Annotated in this window: 20 protein-coding genes, 2 tRNA genes and 3 pseudogenes; 5 read left to right on the top strand and 20 right to left on the bottom strand. The window is 38.3% G+C overall.

Annotation, left to right across the window (positions count from 1 at the left end):
- Positions 1–2: 2 nt before the first annotated feature.
- The 15 genes from nuoN to ACFIMU_RS04835 all read right to left on the bottom strand — a co-directional run bounded on the left by nuoN (position 3) and on the right by ACFIMU_RS04835 (position 15,032).
- Positions 3–1,457, bottom strand: a complete 1,455-nt coding sequence (nuoN, locus tag ACFIMU_RS04905) for an NADH-quinone oxidoreductase subunit NuoN (RefSeq protein WP_375610346.1) — start codon at positions 1,455–1,457, stop codon at positions 3–5.
- Between the two features lie 17 nt (positions 1,458–1,474).
- Entirely contained in the window at positions 1,475–2,944 is a 1,470-nt protein-coding gene (locus ACFIMU_RS04900; RefSeq protein WP_375695754.1) for an NADH-quinone oxidoreductase subunit M, read from the bottom strand.
- The gene (gene nuoL / locus ACFIMU_RS04895) at positions 2,944–4,908 is read right to left on the bottom strand and encodes an NADH-quinone oxidoreductase subunit L (RefSeq protein ID WP_375696879.1); all 1,965 of its coding nucleotides are present in this window, start codon (positions 4,906–4,908) and stop codon (positions 2,944–2,946) included. Before nuoL ends, ACFIMU_RS04900 begins: the two co-directional genes overlap by 1 nt.
- 6 nt (positions 4,909–4,914) lie before the next feature.
- The gene (gene nuoK / locus ACFIMU_RS04890) at positions 4,915–5,223 is read right to left on the bottom strand and encodes an NADH-quinone oxidoreductase subunit NuoK (protein ID WP_015856359.1); all 309 of its coding nucleotides are present in this window, start codon (positions 5,221–5,223) and stop codon (positions 4,915–4,917) included.
- Between the two features lie 14 nt (positions 5,224–5,237).
- Positions 5,238–5,858 carry an NADH-quinone oxidoreductase subunit J gene (locus ACFIMU_RS04885; protein WP_375696865.1) on the bottom strand — a complete coding sequence of 207 codons (621 nt, stop codon included), beginning with the start codon at positions 5,856–5,858 and terminating at the stop codon, positions 5,238–5,240.
- A 94-nt stretch (positions 5,859–5,952) separates the two neighbouring features.
- Positions 5,953–6,444 carry an NADH-quinone oxidoreductase subunit NuoI gene (nuoI, locus tag ACFIMU_RS04880; protein ID WP_375606836.1) on the bottom strand — a complete coding sequence of 164 codons (492 nt, stop codon included), beginning with the start codon at positions 6,442–6,444 and terminating at the stop codon, positions 5,953–5,955.
- A 14-nt stretch (positions 6,445–6,458) separates the two neighbouring features.
- Positions 6,459–7,505 (bottom strand): NADH-quinone oxidoreductase subunit NuoH, encoded by a 1,047-nt coding sequence (nuoH, locus tag ACFIMU_RS04875; RefSeq protein ID WP_375606922.1) that lies wholly within the window; start codon positions 7,503–7,505, stop codon positions 6,459–6,461.
- 22 nt (positions 7,506–7,527) lie between these two features.
- Complete coding sequence (gene nuoG, locus ACFIMU_RS04870) at positions 7,528–9,597, bottom strand: NADH-quinone oxidoreductase subunit NuoG (protein ID WP_375606835.1); 2,070 nt, start codon at positions 9,595–9,597, stop codon at positions 7,528–7,530.
- Between the two features lie 63 nt (positions 9,598–9,660).
- Positions 9,661–10,968, bottom strand: coding sequence for an NADH-quinone oxidoreductase subunit NuoF (nuoF, locus tag ACFIMU_RS04865; RefSeq protein WP_375606834.1), 1,308 nt, complete (start codon positions 10,966–10,968; stop codon positions 9,661–9,663).
- 142 nt (positions 10,969–11,110) lie between these two features.
- Positions 11,111–11,782 (bottom strand): NADH-quinone oxidoreductase subunit NuoE, encoded by a 672-nt coding sequence (gene nuoE, locus ACFIMU_RS04860; RefSeq protein ID WP_375606833.1) that lies wholly within the window; start codon positions 11,780–11,782, stop codon positions 11,111–11,113.
- Positions 11,782–12,972 (bottom strand): NADH-quinone oxidoreductase subunit D, encoded by a 1,191-nt coding sequence (locus tag ACFIMU_RS04855; protein WP_375606832.1) that lies wholly within the window; start codon positions 12,970–12,972, stop codon positions 11,782–11,784. The genes nuoE and ACFIMU_RS04855 overlap by 1 nt, the downstream gene beginning before the upstream one ends.
- Positions 12,973–13,091: 119 nt before the next feature.
- Positions 13,092–13,700, bottom strand: a complete 609-nt coding sequence (locus ACFIMU_RS04850) for an NADH-quinone oxidoreductase subunit C (protein WP_375610413.1) — start codon at positions 13,698–13,700, stop codon at positions 13,092–13,094.
- Positions 13,701–13,717: 17 nt separating this feature from the next.
- Entirely contained in the window at positions 13,718–14,299 is a 582-nt protein-coding gene (locus ACFIMU_RS04845; protein WP_375606831.1) for a NuoB/complex I 20 kDa subunit family protein, read from the bottom strand.
- Complete coding sequence (locus ACFIMU_RS04840; protein WP_375606830.1) at positions 14,290–14,655, bottom strand: NADH-quinone oxidoreductase subunit A; 366 nt, start codon at positions 14,653–14,655, stop codon at positions 14,290–14,292. Before ACFIMU_RS04840 ends, ACFIMU_RS04845 begins: the two co-directional genes overlap by 10 nt.
- Before the next feature lie 300 nt (positions 14,656–14,955).
- Positions 14,956–15,032: transfer RNA gene (locus ACFIMU_RS04835), tRNA-Asp, on the bottom strand.
- A 174-nt stretch (positions 15,033–15,206) separates the two neighbouring features.
- On the opposite strand from ACFIMU_RS04835, the gene ACFIMU_RS04830 reads away from it, so the two are divergent.
- Positions 15,207–15,282: transfer RNA gene (locus ACFIMU_RS04830), tRNA-Val, on the top strand.
- A 102-nt stretch (positions 15,283–15,384) separates the two neighbouring features.
- Here the strand turns inward: ACFIMU_RS04830 and ACFIMU_RS04825 are convergent.
- A pseudogene (locus ACFIMU_RS04825) lies at positions 15,385–15,786 on the bottom strand (XRE family transcriptional regulator).
- A gap of 267 nt (positions 15,787–16,053) precedes the next feature.
- Between ACFIMU_RS04825 and ACFIMU_RS04820 the strand changes: the two are divergent.
- Both ACFIMU_RS04820 and ACFIMU_RS04815 read left to right on the top strand, forming a co-directional pair.
- Positions 16,054–16,527, top strand: coding sequence for an ATP-binding protein (locus ACFIMU_RS04820; RefSeq protein ID WP_375696878.1), 474 nt, complete (start codon positions 16,054–16,056; stop codon positions 16,525–16,527).
- A 216-nt stretch (positions 16,528–16,743) separates the two neighbouring features.
- Positions 16,744–17,373, top strand: a complete 630-nt coding sequence (locus tag ACFIMU_RS04815; RefSeq protein WP_375696864.1) for a hypothetical protein — start codon at positions 16,744–16,746, stop codon at positions 17,371–17,373.
- Between the two features lie 394 nt (positions 17,374–17,767).
- Here ACFIMU_RS04815 and ACFIMU_RS04810 read toward each other — a convergent pair whose 3' ends face one another.
- Both ACFIMU_RS04810 and ACFIMU_RS04805 read right to left on the bottom strand, forming a co-directional pair.
- Complete coding sequence (locus ACFIMU_RS04810) at positions 17,768–17,980, bottom strand: hypothetical protein (RefSeq protein WP_375606919.1); 213 nt, start codon at positions 17,978–17,980, stop codon at positions 17,768–17,770.
- Between the two features lie 214 nt (positions 17,981–18,194).
- The gene (locus ACFIMU_RS04805; protein ID WP_375696863.1) at positions 18,195–18,962 is read right to left on the bottom strand and encodes an alanine-zipper protein; all 768 of its coding nucleotides are present in this window, start codon (positions 18,960–18,962) and stop codon (positions 18,195–18,197) included.
- Positions 18,963–19,768: 806 nt separating this feature from the next.
- Here ACFIMU_RS04805 and ACFIMU_RS04800 point away from each other — a divergent pair.
- Positions 19,769–20,937: pseudogene (locus ACFIMU_RS04800) on the top strand (tyrosine-type recombinase/integrase).
- 208 nt (positions 20,938–21,145) lie between these two features.
- Entirely contained in the window at positions 21,146–21,346 is a 201-nt protein-coding gene (locus ACFIMU_RS04795) for an AlpA family transcriptional regulator (RefSeq protein ID WP_012231078.1), read from the top strand.
- 102 nt (positions 21,347–21,448) lie between these two features.
- Here the strand turns inward: ACFIMU_RS04795 and ACFIMU_RS04790 are convergent, their stop codons facing one another.
- Positions 21,449–21,850, bottom strand: a complete 402-nt coding sequence (locus ACFIMU_RS04790; protein WP_375607604.1) for a hypothetical protein — start codon at positions 21,848–21,850, stop codon at positions 21,449–21,451.
- Positions 21,847–23,283: pseudogene (locus ACFIMU_RS04785) on the bottom strand (filamentous hemagglutinin); the annotation flags it as partial. The gene ACFIMU_RS04790 and the pseudogene ACFIMU_RS04785, both read right to left, overlap by 4 nt.

Genomic DNA, 23,283 nt, shown 5'->3' with positions numbered 1-23,283 from the left:
CGTTAAAACAATGCTGTTGCTGCTTTTTCTGCTAGCTCAGCGAACCAAACTCCAAAAAGCGCGTAAAATAAAATAAAGAATACAGAAAGACCAAGACAAAATTGAAGCTCTTTCGATAAAGCAACAAAATGCGCTTTTGCATCATCAAACCACATAATTTTAATGACTCGCAAATAGTAAAAAGCCCCAACTACAGACGCTATCATCCCAACGACAGCAAGTGGCGTAAGTCCAGCGTGGACAGCAGCAGAAAATGTATACCACTTTCCAAAAAAACCAGCCATAGGAGGTATGCTTGCTAAAGAAAAAAGCTGTATTGTCATCACAACAGCCATAAACGGATTCGTTTTTGCTAACCCTGAAAGATCATAAATATTTTCAACATTTCCATTCTGAGAGCGCATTCCAAGAATAAAGGCAAATGAACCAAGCGTCATTCCAAGATAAATAGTCATATAAAGGATAACGCTTTTTATCCCAAGCATATCTCCAGCAGATAAACCAACAAGTGCATAACCCATATGACTGATCGACGAATAAGCCATTAAGCGCTTAATATTATTCTGACCGATTGCAGCAAAAGCACCCAGTATCATTGATGCAATTGCCATGAACACCAAAATTTGTTGCCATGCAGGCATCACGTTATCAACACGTCCTAGGGGAATAAAGGTCACCACAATAATACGGATGATTAAAGCCATTGCAGCGACTTTAGGGGCACCAGCAAAAAATGCTGTAATCGGTGTGGGCGCTCCTTCATAAACATCAGGTGTCCACATATGAAACGGAACAGCAGAAATTTTGAAAGCCAAACCAGCTAAAATAAAGACAATTCCAAAAATAACCCCTAATTGTACATTCTTGCCTTTTAAAGCAAGAGCAATTTCGTGAAAACCAATTTGACCGGTAAAACCATAAAGCAAAGAAATACCATAAAGAAGCAACCCTGAAGATAATGCTCCTAAAACAAAGTATTTTATACCGGCTTCAGAAGATTTCACATTATTACGATTAATCGCTGCTAAAACATATAAAGCTAAAGATTGCAATTCTAACCCCATATAAAGCGACAGCATATTACCCGCTGAAATCATAAACATCATTCCAAGGGTTGCTAAAAGAACAAGCACTGGAAACTCAAATATATTAAACTTTTGTGCATTGGCAAAACCAACAGACATGATAAGAGAAAAGAGTGCACCAATAAGCATTAAAATTTTCATATAACGACTAAAGGAATCGATAACGAGCGCATTGGTTTGAAATGAGCCATTTTCCGGAAAAACTATAAGAATAACAATGGTTGCCACAAGAAGTGCTATGGCTAAACCTGTCACTGTTAAAGAAGCACGTGTATTGGAATAAACACCAATCATAAGCAGCACGACAGCTCCTAATGCAATTAAAAGCTCTGGAAGAATTAAGACTAATTGCGCTATTATTTCAGTTTGCATGTGCATTCTTCCCTTATCTAGTGCAGTTTATTGATGAGGGTTTCTACGGAAAACGCCGTTGCCTTAAGAATAGGCGTTGGATAGATACCAAAGAATATTGTAAGAATAACCATTGGATAAAGGAGGAATTTTTCTCTTAAAGAAAGATCTATTAATACTTTTAAATTCTCTTTATCCAAGGAACCAAAAATCACACGCCGATAAAGATAAAGAGCATAGGCTGCCGATAAGATAACACCTGTTGTTGCTAAAACAACAACCAATTTATTTACTTGAAAAACACCTATTAAGGTTAAAAATTCACCCAAAAACCCTGAGCTTCCAGGCAAACCAACATTTGCCATGGTGAAAATTAAGAAAACAACAGCATATTTAGGCATATTATTCACTAAACCACCAAACGCTGAAATTTCACGTGTATGCAAGCGATCATAGATAACACCAACACAAAGAAACAATGCTGCTGAAACAATTCCATGGGATAGCATCTGATAAATAGCCCCTTGTATCCCCTGTTCATTCGCAGCAAAAATACCCATCGTTACATATCCCATATGCGCTATTGAGGAATATGCAATAAGTTTTTTGATGTCACTTTGAACAAGTGCAACCAGTGATGTATAAATAATAGCGATAAGCGATAATGTGAAAACAAAAGGCGCAAAATCTGCTGAAGCGATAGGAAACATTGGTAAAGAAAAACGAAGAAAACCATACCCACCTAATTTAAGTAAGACACCAGCTAAAATAACAGAACCCGCCGTCGGTGCTTCTACGTGAGCATCAGGGAGCCATGTATGAACTGGCCACATTGGCATTTTAACTGCGAAAGAAGCAAAAAATGCAAGCCACAACCATATTTGCATATGAGCAGGAAACTGATAATTGAGTAAAGTTGGTATATCAAGTGTCCCAGCCTCCCAATACATAACCATAAGAGCAACCAACATAAGCACTGAACCAAGTAAAGTGTATAGGAAAAACTTGATACTTGCATAAACACGACGTGCTCCACCCCACACACCTATAATGATAAACATTGGAATGAGGCTGCCTTCAAAAAAAACATAGAATAGCATTGCATCAAGAGCACAAAAAACACCAATAATCGCAACTTCTAGAAGAAGAAACGCAATCATATAGGCTTTTAATCTCTCTTTAACATTCTCCCAACTTGCTAAAATACAGAAAGGCAAAAGAAAAGCCGAGAGAACAACAAAAAGAATAGAAATACCATCGACCCCCATATGATAGCTAATACCACCCCCTAACCAACTGGATTTTTCAACCATTTGAAAATTTTGGTTGCTAGAATCAAATCCTATCCAAATAATTAAAGAAATAATAAAAACAAATAGAGTCGTAAAAAATGCAACATTACGTATATTATGGCGTGCTACTTCACTATCATCTTTGATAAACAAAATCAGAAGAACACCAACAAGCGGCAAAAATGTAACCGTAGAAAGAATAGGCCAATCGGTCATTAGTTTACGCCCCCGATCATCATCCATGTAATGAGCAATGCAACGCCGATAAGCATTGCAAATGCATAGTGGTAAAGATAGCCTGTTTGCATTCGAACAACTCTATTTGTAATATCAACAACACGCGCTGCAATACCATTGGGACCTAGACCATCAATAATCTTACCGTCTCCCACTTTCCAAAGAAAAGAACCAATTCTAAAGGTAGGACGAACAAATAAAAAGTTATATAATTGATCGAAATACCACTTTTGGTAAAGAAAGTGATACACTCCTGGCATAATACGCGCCATTTTCTTGGGAAGAGAGGGAGCCGCAATATAAAATAAATAAGCCAACATAAACCCAAGAATCATTGCTATAAAAGGCGACCATTTTACCCAATTAAAAACATGGTGGGCATCATGAAGGATATGATTGTGGCTGCTTGTAAACAATGCTCCCTTCCAAAAAGTATCGTATAAATCACCAAAAAAATAAGGTTGGAAAATAACACCAGCAAATATTGCTCCAATAGATAAAATAAAGAGAGGGATCAACATCACTGGGGGCGATTCATGTACATGATGCATAACATCAACAGTTGCTCGTGGTTTTCCATGGAACGTCATAAAAATAAGCCGCCATGAATAAAAGCTTGTTAATAAGGCTGCAAAAACAAGAAGATAAAAAGCATATCCTGAAGCAATATTATGGGATGCAAAAGCAGACTCTATAATCGCATCTTTTGAGAAAAAACCAGCAGTCCCGAAAAGTGTTCCAGGAACGCCAACACCGGTCAATGCAATGGTCCCGACCATCATCATCCAATAGGTGACCTTTATATGTTTGCGTAACCCGCCCATTTTTCGCATATCTTGTTCATCAGATACAGCATGAATGACAGAGCCCGCCCCAAGAAACAATAAGGCTTTAAAAAAAGCATGCGTAAAAAGATGAAAGATAGCAGCTCCATAAGCTCCAACACCTAATGCAACAAACATATAACCAAGTTGAGAACATGTAGAATAAGCAATAACACGCTTAATATCATTCTGCACTAACCCCACAGTTGCTGCAAAAAATGCCGTTGTTGCTCCAACAATAATAATCACTGTCAAAGCAGTTGAAGAAAGTTCAAAAATTGGCGACATACGCGCAACCATAAAAACACCAGCCGTTACCATTGTCGCTGCATGAATAAGTGCTGATACAGGGGTTGGCCCTTCCATTGCATCAGGAAGCCAAGTATGTAAAAGAAATTGTGCGGATTTTCCCATCGCACCAATAAATAATAAAAGACATGTAATGGTAATTGCCGTCTGCCCATCAAATTGCCAATCTAAAAATGTCATATTTTGTATAAAGCTCTTATCGGCAGCTTTTGCAAAAATAGAGGCAAAATCAACCGATTGAAATAAAACAAAAATACTAAAGATTCCTAAAAGAAAACCAAAATCTCCAACACGGTTAACTACAAAAGCTTTCATTGCAGCCTTATTAGCAGAATCACGCTGAAACCAAAAACCAATTAACAGATAAGAAGCAAGTCCGACACCTTCCCATCCAAAAAACATTTGGATCAAATTGTTGGAGGTCACCAACATAAGCATCATAAATGTAAACAAAGAAAGATAAGCAAAAAAACGGGACCTTGAGGGATCATGATGCATATAACCAATTGAATAAATATGCACTAATGCCGAAACACTGTTTACAACAATAAGCATGACCGCTGTTAATGTATCAATATGTAAAGCCCAGTTAAAGCTTAAGTCACCAACAGTCATCCAATGTAATACCAATACATCAATCGCTGGAGTATGATCAAGTGCAATACTAAAAAAAGCCACCCACGACAATATGGCAACAATCACCATAAAGCTACATGTTATCAATTCACTCGCACGATCTCCTATCGTTTTCCCACCTAGTGCAGCAATGAGAAAACCCAAAAGTGGAAGAAAGACAATCGTATAATACATCACTGGTTAGCCTTTCATTACATTAACATCTTCAACCGCAATGGAACCACGATTACGGAAAAAAACGACAAGAATTGCTAAACCAATGGCAGCTTCAGCAGCTGCTACGGTTAAGACAAATAGAGCAAATATCTGCCCAACGAGATCATGAAGAAACGCTGAAAATGCAACAAAATTAAGATTAACTGAGAGTAATATAAGCTCAATAGACATCAAGATAATAATCACATTTTTTCTGTTGAGAAAAATTCCAGCAATACCAATTGTAAACATCAAAGCAGAAACTGTGAGATAATGCGTAATATCAATATACATCTATATAGCCCCCCTTAAATACCTTTTCCTGATTCAACTTGCTTGATTTCAATGGCACTTTCTACCGTTCTAGAAACTTGCTCTGCAATAGATTGCCTCTTTACTCCTAATTTATGACGAAGTGTTAAAACAATAGCACCAATCATTGCAACCAATAAAATTATTCCAGCAATTTGAAAATAGAAAACATAATCCGTATAGAGAATATCTCCTAATGCCTGTGTATTTGTTCGCTGCGCTAAATCAGGCATTGGTTGCGTAATATGCGCTCTCAAGACTGGAGAAAAATAGCTACTTACAAAAACAACAATCAATTCTACAGCGATAATAACGCCAATAAAAGCTCCAATAGGAGCATACCGAAGAGTTCCACTCTTTAACTCAGCAAAATCGACATCAAGCATCATAACGACAAATAAAAATAAAACAGCGACAGCTCCAACATAAACAACAAGCAGAATAAGTCCTAAAAACTCTGCTCCTGCAAGTAAAAATAAAGCCGCAGCATTAAAAAATGCGAGGATTAAAAACAAAACAGAATGCACTGGATTGCGTGCTGTAATAACAATAACTGCACTTGTTAGCATAATAAAAGCAAACAAATAGAAAAATGCCGCCGCTAGATCTGTTAGCATAGGCTTCTCCTTAATTATTCAAACAATTGGTATAAACTTCATACCAGATTACAATTTATCGGAAAACTATCCGACACCTCATTTAATGATACACTTAACGATAAGGTGCATCCATCAATATATTTCGAGCAATTTCTCGCTCCCAACGATCTCCATTCATTAAAAGTTTTTCTTTATCATAATAGAGTTCTTCACGTGTTTCTGTTGCAAATTCAAAATTTGGTCCCTCAACAATAGCTTCTACCGGACACGCTTCTTGACAAAAACCGCAGTAGATACACTTAACCATATCGATATCATAACGGACAGTTCTCCGTGTACCATCATTACGTCGCGGACCTGCTTCAATTGTAATCGCTTGTGCAGGGCAAATTGCTTCACATAATTTACAAGCAATACACCGTTCTTCACCATTTGGATAGCGACGCAATGCATGCTCACCACGGAAACGGCCAGATACAAAACCTTTTTCATAAGGATAATTAATTGTGGGTTTTGGTGAAAAAAATTGACGCATAGCTAAGAAAAAAGCACTCACGAATTCCAATAGAAGAAGTGATTTTGCCGCCTGAATGAAACCTGACATCGTAAAATCTCCTCTTAAACGAAATCCGTAAATTTTAAAAAAGAAGCAGTTATCACAACCATTGCTAGTGAGAGAGGAAGAAAAACCTTCCAACCAAGCCGCATGAGCTGATCATAGCGATAACGTGGAACAAAAGCTTTAACCATAGCAAACCAAAAAAATACAAAACAGACTTTTAAAACAAACCAAATGATACCAGGAACCCAATTAAGCCACCAAACATCTAAAGGAGGCAGCCAACCGCCCAGAAATAGAATGGTTGTTAATGCGCACATTAAAACAATCGCAACATATTCACCTAGAAAGAAGAGCATGTAAGGCGTTGAAGAATATTCAACCATATGACCAGCAACAAGTTCAGATTCTGCTTCCACCAAATCGAACGGAGGACGGTTTGTCTCTGCAAGCGCAGAAATAAAAAATATAATAAACATTGGAAAAAGGACCAACCAATTCCAATCGAGAAAACTGTTAAAAGGAAGACCAAGAGTTGTACCAAGCCCGTGCGTTTGTTTAAAAACAATTGTTGTGAGATCTAACGAACCACTTATTAAAATGACACTCACAAGCACAAAACCAATGGAAACTTCATAAGAAACCATTTGTGCCGCCGAACGAAGAGCTCCTAAGAAAGGATATTTTGAATTTGATGCCCATCCCCCCATAATAACACCATAAACTTCAAGAGATGAAATGGCTAAAATATAAAGCAAGCCAACATTAATCTTTGCAACCTCCCAGCCCTCATTGACAGGAATAACAGCCCAAGTTGATAAAGCAAGTGTCGCTGAAACAAAAGGAGCTAAAAGAAAAACACCCTTATTTGCACCTGCAGGGATAATAGGCTCCTTAACAACAAATTTAATTAAATCTGCAAAAGACTGTAACAAACCCCATGGGCCAACAACGTTTGGTCCACGACGCAATTGTACCGCTGCCCAAATTTTTCTATCTGCGTAAAGAAGATAAGCAACTAAGATCAAAAGAACGACTAAAAGAAGCAGTGTTTTTCCAACGATAATAAGTAATGGCAACAGCCAAGTCATAAAGAAATCATACATCATTATTCCTTTTCCTTTGCCTTTACTCTACAGTTTGCGTAACACGGTTTTTTGCAAGAGATGAACATTCAGCCATAACGGCAGAAGCACGTGCTATCGGATTTGTCAAATAAAAGTCTTTAATCATAGAAGTAAATGTTTGACTCTCTAGAGAAACCATTTTTGAACCAAGCACCTTAAGATTACTTATATCAGAAGGCACTATATCATCAACGGCACAAAGATGTGGATAATCATTAAACAAACATTGTCTTAATTGAGAAAGAGAATCAAAAGGAAGCCTTTGTCCTAAAACATCCGATAAAGCACGTAAAATAGCCCAATCTTCTTTTGCTTCACCTGGAGCAAAACCAGCCCGATTTGTCATTTGAACACGCCCTTCTGTATTTACATAAAGCCCTGATTTTTCAGTATAAGCAGATGCAGGCAAAATAACATCAGCAGCATGCGCACCATTGTCACCATGGCTACCAATATAAACTATAAAAGCTTTTGTATCAGCTAATTCTACTTCATCAGCACCAAGTAGAAATAAAATTTCACAGGTTTTTAGAATATTGGCAACCCCAAGCTTAGAAGTAAAGCCTATATCCAACCCTCCAACAGTTGATGCTGCATTATGAAGAACTCCAAATCCATTCCATGTCTCACTAAGAGCACCTATATCATCCGCTAATTTAGCAAGATTTTTTAAAACAGGTAAACCTTCATTTCCTGAAATTGCTCCCTCTCCAATAAGAATAAGGGGCCTCTTTGCTTCTCTTAAGACATTTAAAAAAGCATCCTCTCCCCGAATAAGTGTCGTTAATGTATCACTTCCAGATCCAAGGTAAGAATAAGGATAACGTAAATCAACTTTCTCTCCAATTAATGCAATAGGAAAATTTCCTATTCGTTGGCGCTTTAAAATGCGTGCATTTAAAACAGCCGCTTCATGACGTGGATTAGATCCCACAATAAGCAGAGCATCAGCCTGTTCAATACCTGCAATTGTAGGATTAAAAATATAACTCGAACGCCCAAACTCAGGCGATAAAGCAACTCCTCTTTGGCGACAATCAAAGAGCGTTGAGCCCAACGAACTCAATAATGCCTTAAGGGCATACATTTCTTCAACAGAAGCAAGATCTCCAGCAATGGCTCCAATTTTTTCTGGAAAAATTTTAGAGATCACCATTTTAATTTTTGCAAAAGCTTCTGTCCAACTGACAGGTTGAAGCTTTCCATCTTTGCGTACATATGGCCTATCAAGCCGCTGAGTCCGTAATCCATCCCAAATAAAACGCGTTTTATCAGAGATCCATTCCTCATTTACATCTTCATTCGTGCGCGGCATAATCCGCATAACTTCACGACCGCGGCTATCAATACGGATAGCACTACCAAGCGCATCCATCACATCAATCGATTCCGTTTTGACCAATTCCCACGGACGGGCATGAAATGCATAAGGTTTTGAGGTTAAAGCCCCCACTGGACAAAGATCAATAACATTTCCCTGTAATTCAGATGTCATAGCTTTTTCAAGATACGTCGTAATTTCAGCATCTTCACCACGACCGATCAAACCAAGCTCAGAAATACCTGCTACTTCCGTTGTAAAACGAACACACCGTGTACAATGAATACACCGTGTCATAACAGTTTTGACAAGAGGTCCAATATATTTATCTTCTACAGCACGTTTATTTTCTGTATAACGAGAACAATCTCGCCCATAAAGCATTGCTTGATCTTGAAGATCACATTCTCCCCCTTGATCACATACTGGACAATCCAAAGGATGATTAATGAGAAGAAATTCCATAACACCTTCACGTGCTTTTTTTACCATCTCCGTATTGGTAAAAATCTCAGGCGCTTCACCGTTAGGTCCTAACCGTAAATCACGAACCCCCATAGCACAAGAAGCCTGAGGTTTTGGAGGACCACCCTTAACCTCAACCAAACACATGCGACAATTTCCAGCAATTGACAAAGATTCATGAAAACAAAAACGTGGTATTTCTGCCCCAGCTGCCTCGGCAGCCTGAAGCAGCGTGTAGTAATCAGGAACTTCAATCTCTTTGCCATCAACTTTGATATTTATCATCACCCATCCAACCTGCGGATAATCCACTTAAAATTTGCATTCGGTTGCTCTTTAAAAAATTTTCTATCCCACGACTTCCAAAGCAATATTTTTTCTTTGGACGACATTTCGCGTATATTCATCAATTCTACGTTCAATTTCTGGACGGAAATTACGAATCAGCCCTTGTACAGGCCACGCTGCAGCATCGCCAAGAGCACAGATAGTATGCCCTTCAACTTGTTGAGAAACCTCAAATAAAAGATCAATCTCGCGTTTTTGCGCTCTTCCCTCAACCATACGTCCTAAAAGACGCATCATCCAACCCGTCCCCTCACGACACGGTGTACACTGACCACAACTCTCGTGCTTAAAAAAAACAGCTATACGCCAAATTGCTTTGATAATATCGGTTGATTTATCCATAACAATCATTCCCCCTGTGCCAAAAGAAGACCCGACATCTCGCATCCCATCAAAATCCATAATCGCATCGATCATATCCTCACCACGGACGACTGGACAAGAAGCCCCCCCTGGAATAACTGCTAAAAGATTATTCCATCCACCACGAATACCACCCGTATGTTTTTCAATTAATTCACGGAATGAAACACCAAGAGCGTCTTCAAATGTACAAGGGGCGTTAACATGCCCTGAAACCATAAATAATTTTGTGCCAACATTATTCGCCCGCCCAATTGATGAAAACCACGAAGCTCCTCGCCGCAAAATTGTTGGAACAACGGCAATGGACTCTACATTGTTGACTGTTGTTGGACAGCCATAAATCCCCATATTAGCAGGAAATGGTGGTTTAAGCCGAGGTTGTCCCTTTTTTCCCTCAAGACTTTCAAGAAGGGCCGTTTCTTCACCACAAATATAAGCACCGGCTCCATGATGAATGATAATATCGCAAGCATGCCCATATTTTGTTTTTTTGCCAAGCAAACCTGCATCATAACATTCATCAACGGCAGCCTGTAGCGCTTCACGCTCACGAATATATTCACCACGAATATAAATAAAAGCAACATTGGCTCCCATAGCAAAAGTAGCGATTGCACATCCTTCAATCAAAGTATGGGGATCATGCCGTAAAATATCACGGTCTTTACATGTCCCAGGCTCTGATTCATCAGCATTGACAACCAAATAATGAGGACGCCCATCACTCTGCTTTGGCATAAAAGACCATTTCATTCCGGTAGGAAAACCAGCACCACCACGACCGCGTAAACCCGACGCCTTCACCTCATCAATAATCCAGTCACGACCTTTGTCAATAATCCCTTTCAGACCATTCCAATGTCCACGCGACATCGCAGCCTTTAATGATTTGTCTTTTAAACCATAAATATTGGTGAAGATACGATCTTTATCAGCTAGCATACCCCACCTTTTTTTCTATTGCCCGTAGCATTTTTAGCTTTTCCTCAAATGCAATTTAAAAAAAATCTTGAAACTTTCTACTTTTAATCAAATGTTGTTATAAATGAGTGACATAATGGAATATCTTTTCAAAAAATTTTTACTAAGATTCCATTCCCTTATTATCCTTTTTCTTTGATCCCTTGAGAGATTTACTTTTTTCTTCATCATCAAGAAGAGATGTTAAACCACTAATTGGCTCCGATGATTTACGACTATTTTGCGGACCAACAGCTATCTCAGGACCCTTTCCCGCCTCAAATGCATCGATAATCTCTTCAAGGCGTTCCGCTGTAAGATCTTCGTAAGTATCTTTAAAAATCATAACCATGGGAGCATTAACACAAGCACCAAGACACTCCACCTCTTCCCATGACAATGTTCCATCCTGATTGGTTGTAAAAGGCTCATGATGAATTTTTTTCTGACAAACTTTAATCAATTCATCAGAACCACGTAACATACAAGGCGTTGTCCCACAAACTTGAATATGCGCTTTTGTTCCAACAGGCTTAAGCTGAAACTGAGTATAAAAAGTAGCAACTTCTAAGACACGGATATATGCCATAGAAAGAATTTGAGCGATATGTTCAATTGCAGCACGTGTCACCCAACCATCTTGCTCTTGCGCACGCATTAATAACGGAATGACAGCTGATTGCTCACGCCCGACAGGATACTTTTCTATAGTATTTTTTACCCATATTTGATTTTCTTTTGTAAAAGAAAACTCTGCGGGCTGATAGATATCATCTGCAAGACGGCGTACGGACATTAGCGATCAACCTCCCCAAAAACAATATCAATCGAACCCAAAATAGCTGTAGCATCCGCCAACATATGGCCTCGAGTTAAAAAATCCATAGCTTGGAGATGAGCAAATCCAGGAGCACGCAACTTGACACGATAAGGCTTATTGGTTCCATCAGAAACAAGATAAACACCAAACTCACCCTTTGGAGCCTCTACAGCAACATACACTTCTCCAGGGGGCGTGTGAAACCCTTCCGTATAGAGTTTAAAGTGATGAATCAGTGCCTCCATTGAGCTTTTCATTTCGCTCCGCTTTGGTGGTACAATTTTGCGATCCAAACTCGAAACTGGTCCATTCTTTTCAGTCCCCAGTAACCGTTCTACGCATTGACGCATAATTTTCGCTGATTGACGCATTTCTTCCATACGAATAAGATAGCGATCATAACAATCACTATTTTTACCTATAGGAATATCGAATTCCATTTCATCGTAACATTCATAAGGCTGACTTTTACGCAAATCCCATGGAATACCAGCTCCACGAATCATAACCCCAGAAAAACCGCGTGCCCAAGCTTCATCAATACTTACAACGCCAATATCCACATTACGCTGCTTAAAAATTCGATTTGGGGTCACAAGCGCATCAAGTTTTCCGAGAGAAACAAGAAATGGATCAATAAAATCACCAATATCCTCAACTAAAGATTCTGGTAAATCTTGATGCACGCCACCGGGGCGAAAATAATTTGCATGAAGACGAGCACCACAGGCACGCTCATAAAAAATCATCAATCTTTCACGTTGCTCAAATCCCCAAAGCGGTGGTGTTAAAGCACCAACATCCATTGCCTGTGTCGTTACATTAAGCAAATGATTAAGAATACGCCCAATTTCAGAAAACAAAACACGTATTAATTGCCCTCTTTTAGGAACTTTTATATCTAATAACTTTTCAATAGCAAGAACAAAAGCATGTTCCTGATTCATAGGAGCAACATAATCCAAACGATCTAGATAAGGACCCGCTTGGAGATAAGTCTTTGTTTCCATTAATTTTTCAGTACCGCGATGCAACAACCCAATATGTGGATCTACACGCTCAACAACTTCACCGTCCAGCTCCAGAACCATGCGCAAAACCCCATGCGCGGCAGGATGCTGCGGACCAAAATTGATATTAAAGTTTCGAACATTGACCTCAGCCACAATCAACCCCTTGCTTTTTTAAAAACTTCATATCAAATATTAAAAAAATCTATCATATTAAAAACATTAATTATTTTAAAAATATGCTACTCTAATAGAACGCCTTATCAAAACCAATATCATTTTTTACCGTCTGCTTTTTCATCACATGGTAAAATATATTGTCCTCCTTCCCAAGGAGAAAGAAAATCAAAATTACGCATCTCTTGGCGCAAAACAACAGGCTCATAAATCACCCTCTTTGCTTCATTATCATAACGGCATTCAACAAATCCTGTCACAGGAAAGTCTTTACGTAAAGGATATCCTTCAAAACCATAATCTGTTAAAATCCGTCTTAAATCCGGATGTCCTGAAAATAAAATCCCATACATATCATACGTTTCACGTTCATACCACTCTGCACCAGGATAAACCATACAAGCTGAAGCAACGGGAGTATTTTCATCCGTACGAACTTTTACACGTAAGCGTAAATTCTCACGAGGGGATAATAATTGGTAAGAAACATCAAAGCGCTTATCGCGAGAAGGATAATCCACACCACTAATGTCTGTGAGATTAATAAATTGACAGCGAGAATCATCACGAACAAACATTAAGACATCGATAATTGCATCAAGACGTGCCACAATAGTCAATTCACCAAAAGCAAGAACAGTCTCTTCAAGCTTATTTCCTAACTTATTTTCCAAATAAGCCGCAAGTTCAACCAATGATTCATTCATCATGACAAGAAAACTCTCTATCGCTCTATGGATCCGGTACGACGGATTTTTTTCTGTAACAATAATATGCCGTATAATAATGCCTCTGCTGTCGGTGGACACCCTGGAACATAAATATCGACAGGCACAATACGATCACAGCCACGCACCACTGAATAGGAATAATGATAATATCCCCCACCATTTGCACATGATCCCATAGAAATCACATAACGCGGCTCTGGCATCTGATCATACACTTTTCTTAAAGCAGGAGCCATCTTATTTGTTAGAGTACCTGCCACCACCATCACATCTGACTGGCGGGGTGAAGCTCGTGGTGCATATCCAAAACGCTCATTATCATAATGAGGCATTGAGCATTGCATCATTTCGATAGCACAACAAGCCAAACCAAAACTCATCCACATTAAAGAACCGGTACGTGCCCAAGTAATCAAAGCATCTGCCGAGGTAACTAAAAACCCCTTATCTGATAATTCAGCATTGATATCACGAAAAAACTTATCGTCAGATCCTATTAGCCCACCAGTATTTGGATCAATGATTCCTTTTGGTTTTGGAGCCTCAATCGTTGAATTATTAGATCTTAATTCCATTCAAGGGCTCCTTTTTTCCATTCATATATAAATCCAATAGTCAAAATCGCTAAAAACACAATCATCGACCAAAAGCCAAACATACCTATTGATTCGAATGAAACAGCCCAAGGAAAAAGAAAAGCAACTTCAAGATCAAAAATAATAAATAAAATTGATACCAAATAGAAACGAATATCAAACTTCATGCGAGCATCACTAAATGAATTAAACCCACATTCATAAGCCGATAACTTTTCAGGATCGGGGGAACGATATGCTACAATGTAAGGCATAATCAATAAAGCTCCAGCAATAACTGCCGAAACAATAATAAAGATCAAGACCGGTAAATAAGAGCTCAATAAATAAGCCATAACCCTCTTCCATCATAACGAAATGCCTGAGTTTAACACAACGATTCAATATTGCGAGACCAAACAGACAAATTTAACAATCGCTCTATTAACTCTATTCATACTGCTTCAAAGGCATACAGAGCGATACTTTTCTTATCGGCATAGGTAACGCAGAGCAAAGAAAGACGCAAGCCCTATATCTTATAAACCATATAAAAAGAAAGAAAAAATATATTTATTCCCCAATCAAATACTCCACCACATTACTCATAGCATATGGATATTTTAATAAAGGAAATTTCATAAGGAATCATGAAATGGCGCGAGTGACGGGGCTCGAACCCGCGACCTCCGGCGTGACAGGCCAGCACTCTAACCAACTGAGCTACACCCGCGCATTTTTTTCGAACCAATATTAATTTGGTACAAGCGGTCGTGTAAGGGGTTCATGCGTTTATGTCAAGAAGGATTATGCATTTTTAAAAAAAATTATCAAATCTCATCTTTATTCTTGCGTTTAGAAAAATTCTTCCTTAAATAGTCTCCATTCAATTGCTGATCATTGCATTGGGCGATTAGCTCAGCTGGTAGAGCGCCTCGTTTACACCGAGGATGTCGGGAGTTCGAGTCTCTCATCGCCCACCATTCTGTTTTATATTCCTATTAAATTTTTGATTCTTCATATATTTTTTTAAAGATAAGGGATGCCTAAATAAAGTTAGGGGAATAGGATTTTTCAACCTATCTCTATAGAACGCCTCTTTTTTTGCAAACTTTCTCAAGAACATCTTTTAATTCTGCTAAGTTTTGTTGTGAAAAATTCTCTAAATTTCTAGCAAACTCACCAACAGCTTCACGCCTCAACGGATCAGAAGTCTTGATTGTAAAACTTTTGCGTCAAACATAAGCTTCTTTTCTTAAGAGTAAAGCCTTCTCTTAATCTAAAGCATAGAGTTCAATTATCTTTTCCTCCAGTCCTACAGGAACAGATTTTTTGCCAATTTCTACAGAAGATAAAAATGATACAGATATATCTAATTTCTTAGCCATATCTAAGAGGGGTTCTGAGTGATCAATACGAAGTTTGCATAAAGTTTTACCAAAGGGGGTAACATTTAAAAAATCCTTTAGAAAGAATAAGTATTTTATTCTGATTCTAATAAAGTTTTTCAAATTTTGGTTAGTCTTTATTTTTAGTGTGTGGAGATCTTGTCCAATATCTCTATACAAAAACCGTTATCAAGCATATACAATATCTCTTATGGTGAAAAATTATTAACTTTTCATCAGGAATAGTGTGTTTAATATCATTATAAAATTTAAATATTACAACGAGATATATAAATAAAATATATTGGTGTACTTATGCTTGTCAATCTTAATGCTATAATCCGCGATCTTTCTTCATAAACGAATATCGTTACAGTTCTTAAGGAATCTATCGTTAACTCTATACAAGCTCATGCAACAAAAATTGATATTTTATTCCAACTTTATGGCAATGCAGATTTGTGGGAGAATCAACCAATTTTTTCTATAAGTGTTTTTGATAATGGAGATGGATTTACAAAAGAGAATATCAAATCTTTCTCTACTTATAAAAGTGATTATAAAATTCAAGAAGGATGTAAAGGGGTTAGACGTATTACTTACTTGAAAATATTCGAAGAAGTTAAAATCATTATTTTTAGCAAAGATGAACATCATGCTCAAATTTCACTGAATTTCACTCCACAGTTTACACAAGATTCTTTTAAAAAAGAAAATGGCGAAAAAGATAAATGGTGGAATACACATTTATCTTTTGGAGGATCTTATAAACAAAATGTGTTAGATATAAACCTAGTTCATAATGAAATTTACTATCATCTTCTTCCTTTACTTTTTTAAAAGAAAGATGAAAATATCCAAATTAACTTTTATGTACATAATGTAGAAAGCTTAGAGAAAAGAACAATCAATACGAAAGATTTACCTTACTTAGAAAATAAAACTCTCAAAATCGGTCTTTCAAATATTCCCTTCAGCCTTTCTTATTATTTTGAAGAGAACACAAATTCTAAAACTAAAGTAGAGGCTTACTATTGTGCTAATAATCGTACTGTTATGCCTTTTTCAAAGTTTATAAATATCAATCCAATAAACAATGTGATGATGATATTTTTATTAGAATCGCCTATTTTGGATAAGTATGTTAACGACGAAAGGAATGAGTTTGAAATTAATAAAATAGATCCTGACTTAGAAACCCAACTAACTTGGGATAATATTAATCAAACGTTAAAAAACACTTTAAATAAAATATTAACAGCCAATTTCCGGAAATTAAAGAAAAAAAAGAGCACTCTTCTCAAAAAAATTGCTGAAGAATATCCTTATTTAGTAGACTTCCTAGATACAAAAGATGTAATTGGGGGCGTCTTCAAAGAAAATTCATTTATTGAAAACGCGGAAAAAAATATTCAAAAAGCACAAAAAATTGCTAGTTTAGAATTAACACAATACATTCAGTTCCGAGATGATATTTTGAATCAATTCTCTAAATTATTAACACCAAAAACTTTAGAAAAAGACATTCATAATTTATTTATTCACCAAGGAAAAACAGCTGATAAATTTATGAGTTATAACCATTTACAAAGTGAGAAAACAATACAAGAACTTCTTTCAAATGTTGATTCGTTATCTATTAATTCTGAAAGAAAAAAACAGAATTATGTAGCCGATCTGATATAGCTATCTATTTCGACTCTGAAGAAAAAAACGTGTTGTCTTAATAGAATTAAAAAAGCCCACGGCAGATTACAAAAATTCAGGCGTTGCAGAATTAAGTAATTATGCCAGATTCCTTAAAGCATATGGTGTTAATGAGATATATTTATATTTAATAGCTGAAATAGATGATGATTTTGCATATACATTGCTTGATACAAATCATTTCATAGAAGTTTTTTCTCAAGAAGGAAAATGTTATTAGGAAAGTCTTTCTAGGGGTAATGCATTTGTACAAGTTATATCTCCAAGTGCTGTTATTGGGAATATAAAAGCAAGAAATAGAACTTTTATGGATATTATTAAAAAAGATTTGTTACATCATCGATCAAAGCAAGACAGTCAAGTATTCTGTTCTTCAATTCTTTGAAAAACACTGTTTTAAATGTGAGAAGATATTATCTAGCGCATCTATAAGGCGTGCAATATCGAGAATAAACACAAATATAATCAGTAATAACCACTTCATGATGCGTGACATCATCTTTAAGCCTTGATAGGTCTCTATCATCTCGTGAAGGATAAGATCTTTATCTTTGCTGCTTCGTTTCTTGACCATCTTTCCAACCACATAAATGTGCCTCTGCTTGTTATGCTTCAAAATATCTCTTGCAAGGTTGGAACTGATGACCTCAACATCCTTATTATCCAAATAAATGGGCAACCAGCCACCACAAAAAATAGACCTATTTGTTGCGCCCCCCAAGGAGAAAGTTCAGAGCGCACACCAACATCACTTTTTCGATTAACTTCATTTTCTACCTCAAAACGGGTTGTTGCTGTCTTTAAAGCATGCTCTGTTTGCTTTTGCCGTTTGTTTTTCTTGCCAAGGTTATACGCGTTCCTTTCTTCAATGTGAGTTGTTTTTTCCCTGTCGCTACAAGAAACGGTGTGGAAATTGAAAAAACCGTTAAATTGGACTGTTTCAGTAAATTGTTTACCTCTTCCGCTAGCGCTTTTGCCTGTGAAGCTACTGTATGGGCTGTTGTTGCCGTTGCTAGGGAATTCTTGATACCTCCAAGCTCTTGTTTCGTCGTATCGGCTGTTTTTTTGGCTTCTTCTGCTGTCCTTTTCGCTCTATCGGCTACTTCCTTGGCTTTTTCGGCTTCGCTCTTGGCTTGATAGGCTTGTGAATCTGCCGACTCGGCTTTTTTCTTGGCTTCGTCTGAGTACATTCGCGCTAAACTTACGGGGGCTTTAAAATTCTCAACTACTTGGTTGATATCGATAACCCTACTCCTCGCAGACGAGGCTATTTTCTCTGCATTTTCTGCCTGATTGCGCGCTTGCGTCGCATCATGTCTTGCATAACCAGCAGACTCCTTGGCTTCTTTAGCTATTTTTTCGGCTTCATCCGCTACTGTCTCTACCTGTACTGCCTTCTTCTGGGCGCTTTCAGAAACCTTTTTTGCCTCTTCTGCCGTCGACTTCGCACGATCAGCTACTTGCTTTACATCATCCAAAGCATCTTTAGATTCTTGTGCAATTCTTTCTGCTTCTTCCGCTTTACGCTTCGCCTCTTGTGCTATGCCCTTCACCGCTTCCCCACTCACCTGCCCTGCCGTCTTTCCTGAACGCGCCGCAGACTCTGCTACCGCTTTCGCTTCAAAAGCTAATTTTGTAGCCTCCTCTGCATCCTGTTGAGCTTGATGAGCCGTCGCTGTTGCTCTATCCGCTGCACTCTTGGCTTCTTCTGCTGTGGTCTTCGCTGCATTCGCAACTGTCTCTACACTTTCAGCTTTCGCTTTTGCATCAGCGGCTGTCTGCTGTGAACTTACTACTGTGCTATGAGCTATTTCTGCTAAATTCTTAGATTCACTCGACTTCGTTAACGCTTCTAAAGCTTTTGCCCAATCTCATCACCAGTCTGTTTAGCTATGGTCGCGGTCGATAATGCCGTTTCTGCAATACCTTTCACTTCTTCTGAAATATTCTTGACATCATTGACTGAGGTAAGCGCATTAGTGGAAGCGTCTTTGGCTTCTGTTGCAAGTTGCTTGGCTTCTCCACAGACTCTCTTACTTGTCTGTGCAACTCTCTCGGCTTCCTCTGATTTCTTCTGAACAGCTTCTGCAACTATCTTAACAGAGGAAACGGATGCTTTAACTTTATCACACGCATCCTTTGTCTGTTCTGAAAGAGCCTTTGCCTCTTCTGACGTGCTTACCGCTGTCTATGATTGTAACAAAGCATTGAATTATAATGATAATTTACTGTTTTGTATGTTGAATGAGAGTCTCGAATAACGTAGGATTCTCTCATTTCAAATCTGTTTATCTTGAATCAATCAAAACCACTTACTTGCACATCACAAGCGGGGTTGATGTGTGGGTAAAAATTGTACAAGAAAGGAGTAAAAATGGTTCTTATGAATCGTCTTAAGTGCCAAGGGTTGTCGCAACATTGGGAGCTGGTAAATATAATGATGGTGCCGGCTTGCTTCTTCACAAACGTAAAGATGGAGGTGCTCAATGGCTTTATCGTTATACCATTCATGGTCGGCGCCTCGAAATGGGCTTGGGTGACTTGCGAGATGTTTCTTTAAAACAAGCCCGTGAATTGGCAACTGGGTGGCGCTCTGTTTTGCATGAGGGGCCTAACCCCATTAAAGAACGCGATAAACAAAAGCGTGAAGCAATAAGCAATCTCCATTATTTAAAAGACATTGCTTTAGAGACTTTTGAAAGTCGTAAAGCTGAACTAAAGAATGATGGCAAAGACGGAATCTGGTTTGCACCTTTAAAACTGCATATTCTTCACAAATTAGGCTGTTTACCCGTTTCAGAGATTACACAAACAGAGATACGTGATACCCTTGCCCCTATTTGGCATACAAAAGCTGGAACTGCTCGAACAGCACTGATGCGTCTTAATCTTTGTCTCAAACATGCGGCTGCATTAGGGTCAGATGTTGATTTACAAGTAGTAGAAAAAGCACGTGCTCTCTTAGGCAAACAACGTCATAAAAAACAAAGCTTACCAGCCATGGATTGGAGAGATGTGCCAGCTTTTTACCAATTTCTCTGCAAAACAACAACTATAAAACATTTAGCTTTGCGTCTACTTATCCTTACAGCGGTTCGTAGCAATCCTTTGCGTCATATTCGTGAAGATCAGATTGAAGATGATATCTGGACAATCCCTGCTGAGAATATGAAAGGCAAGCGTGATGCCACAACAGAGTTTCGCGTGCCCCTATCATCTGAAGCAATAAAAGTAATTGAACAAGCCCGCTGTATCTCTAAAAGTGATTTCATCTTTTCACTTACCGGTCGTGGTCCTCTTTCACATACGATGATGGCGGCGTATATGAGAAAAAATAAAATTGAAGCTTGCCCGCATGGTTTTCGCTCTAGTTTACGCGATTGGCTAGCAGAAACAACCGATGCCCCTTATGAGGTCGCTGAAACCATTCTCAGTCATACGGCCGGAGGGCAAGTAGAGCGCTCCTATCGTCGTACTGACTATCTAGAACAGCGCCGTGTCTATATGAATAAATGGGCAGCTTATGTCACTGGTCAATCCTAAGATATGGGGTGCATAACCCCATATCTGTGGATAACTTTCTCTCTCTCCTCTCTCATTCGCTCTCAATTAGACTCATAATTTATCACATGAGAATTTATATGATAAAATATTGTTTTCTATAAAATAAATACCTTTCCAAGGATTCAAAGATATGGTTAATAAATGCTTATGATTTGTTTCTATTTTTTAAGAATGAAAGGATTTTAGAATGACAGAAAATGATAGTCTTTTAACAGACCGTGAAAGTGCAAAATTGCTTCATATGAGTGTCTCAACTTTCCGCCGTCATGTTACCAATGGCTCTCTCCCAAAACCCTTAAAATTTGGTTTTTTATCCCGTTGGTTACAATCAGATCTTTTGAATGTCATCGAGCAAGCAAAACAGCAACGTTATAACGACGCGGCATAAAAAGAAAACCTTGTCACGTAAGAACGGACAAGGCTTTCTCAAGCTCATCAACCTGGAGCTTTATTTGGTGTAAATTCAAAGCTTTCTCTGCTGAAGCAAGACCTAAGGTTTGCATTCAAGTTGTTCTGAATGCTTTTTACAATAAGGGCTATTTAAGCGTCTCTCAACACTTCGTTGAGGCGTGATAGAACCACTAAGAGGATACACCGGAATCCTATCATCTTGACAATTTTCACACCACTTTCCATTTTCACTTCTATAGTGGAAGCCAGATTGAAGCATACAAGTATGAATTATTGCCCATTCACCGAAACCTAATCCACTATTTTCTGTATCGGCATTATAAGGAGTTGGCTTACCACACTCTAACAATGCTTTTGCTACTTCAGTAGAATCTGCATCTGGTTTTTGCCATATAACAAAGTATCTTGAAGGAGGCTTTGAGTCACATCCAGCGATACTTAACAGAATAAGCCCGCTGAATAATTTAAACCGTGTATTCATTTTTTTCTCCATAAATTACCTAAACCTAAATTATCTAAAATTGCATGAGGTGCATAAACTGCTATTGTATGATATGTTCCATAGCGCCCACTACACTCTTTACTTACATCACCATAACAATTATGGGTACTAGGGTTATGGCCAATGAGAGCTCCCCCTTGCTCTCTCATTGGAATTGCTGATGGAAATAATACATAAGAGAACTTCAAGGGTACCTTATAAGCAGTAGGTGGATTATGACCAATTCCTATACCAATGGGATCAAATACATGGTTTTGTAAATAAACATGATCTTTTTTACCATCACTCACATAATAGAATGCATTCGCTATCGATAGAGAGTTATCAGCTGGTCCAAAAAGATAGATATCTGTTTTTTCTCCTATACCATGGATGCCACGATTTTTAAGGTCACGCAATCCATTGCCCCCTGTAAAGCTACCTCGGCTATGCATGCTAATAATCGCTTTGTCATTGCCATAACGAGTGATAAAGTCTTGGAATTTCTTCGTCGAATTACTCAAACCCCAAGTGCTCCCTTCAAAAAACTTCTGATAAAACGCTATCCCTAACTCTACTAGCGCATCGTCAGCTTGGGGGAAGTATGTAAAATAAAGGGGGCCTTTTTTATTAACAGCCAATTGGACAGCATTACCCGCAGCATCATCTGGTGAATTAAAAATGCCATTGTAGAACATATAAACAGCACCATTAGGGCCTTTTTGTAAATGCTTTTCTTCCTCTGGCTTTAAAAAGTGATACAGAGTGATATATTTTCCATCACTGCCTTTTATAGGTTTTCCATTTTCATCGGTTAAATAGAGGACATTGCCATTTTCATCATGCGCAACCTCACCTACTGGGTGCTCTTTGACATTTGTAATTTTATAAATTTTATCAAAGTATCCCAATCCTTCATCCGATAAATTATTGATCATATCTACGCGATTATGCACTACCCCCTCAAGCGATGCGACATTGAGCTGTTCTACTGCTTGGTGGGCTGCTGCGGTGTTGCGGTTGAGTGCATCAATGATTTGTCCAGCATCTTGCCCCATCGCCCTCTGTCCAGTTATATCAGTAAGAATGATACTCCCATCACTGATAGAAGATTTGGTTTCCCCTTCTGCTCCATCCTTGGCTTTGCCGTGATTTAAAACATTCTTGGCAATGTTTTTTATCGTGTCATTCCCAGAAAGGCTAAACCCATGGCTGCTGGCTTGAGCATGCGCACTGTTGCTGATATCACTGGTGGTAATGCTTCCTGTGGTCAGGCTGTTTTTATCTGCTGGCGCGGTGCTGGCAATGATTCCTCCGGTCAGCGTTGTTTTGTCTTTAACAATGATATTAAAGCCGCCATCACCCGCTTTGATGCCTGATTGTTCCACAACACTATGATAATCACTAGAGGATTTATCCTTGTTCAAGGAAAT

Origin of the sequence: Bartonella sp. AC70YNML, assembly GCF_042196545.1 — a bacterium.
Lineage (GTDB): Bacteria > Pseudomonadota > Alphaproteobacteria > Rhizobiales > Rhizobiaceae > Bartonella.
This window is presented reverse-complemented; position numbering and strand designations above follow the sequence as displayed.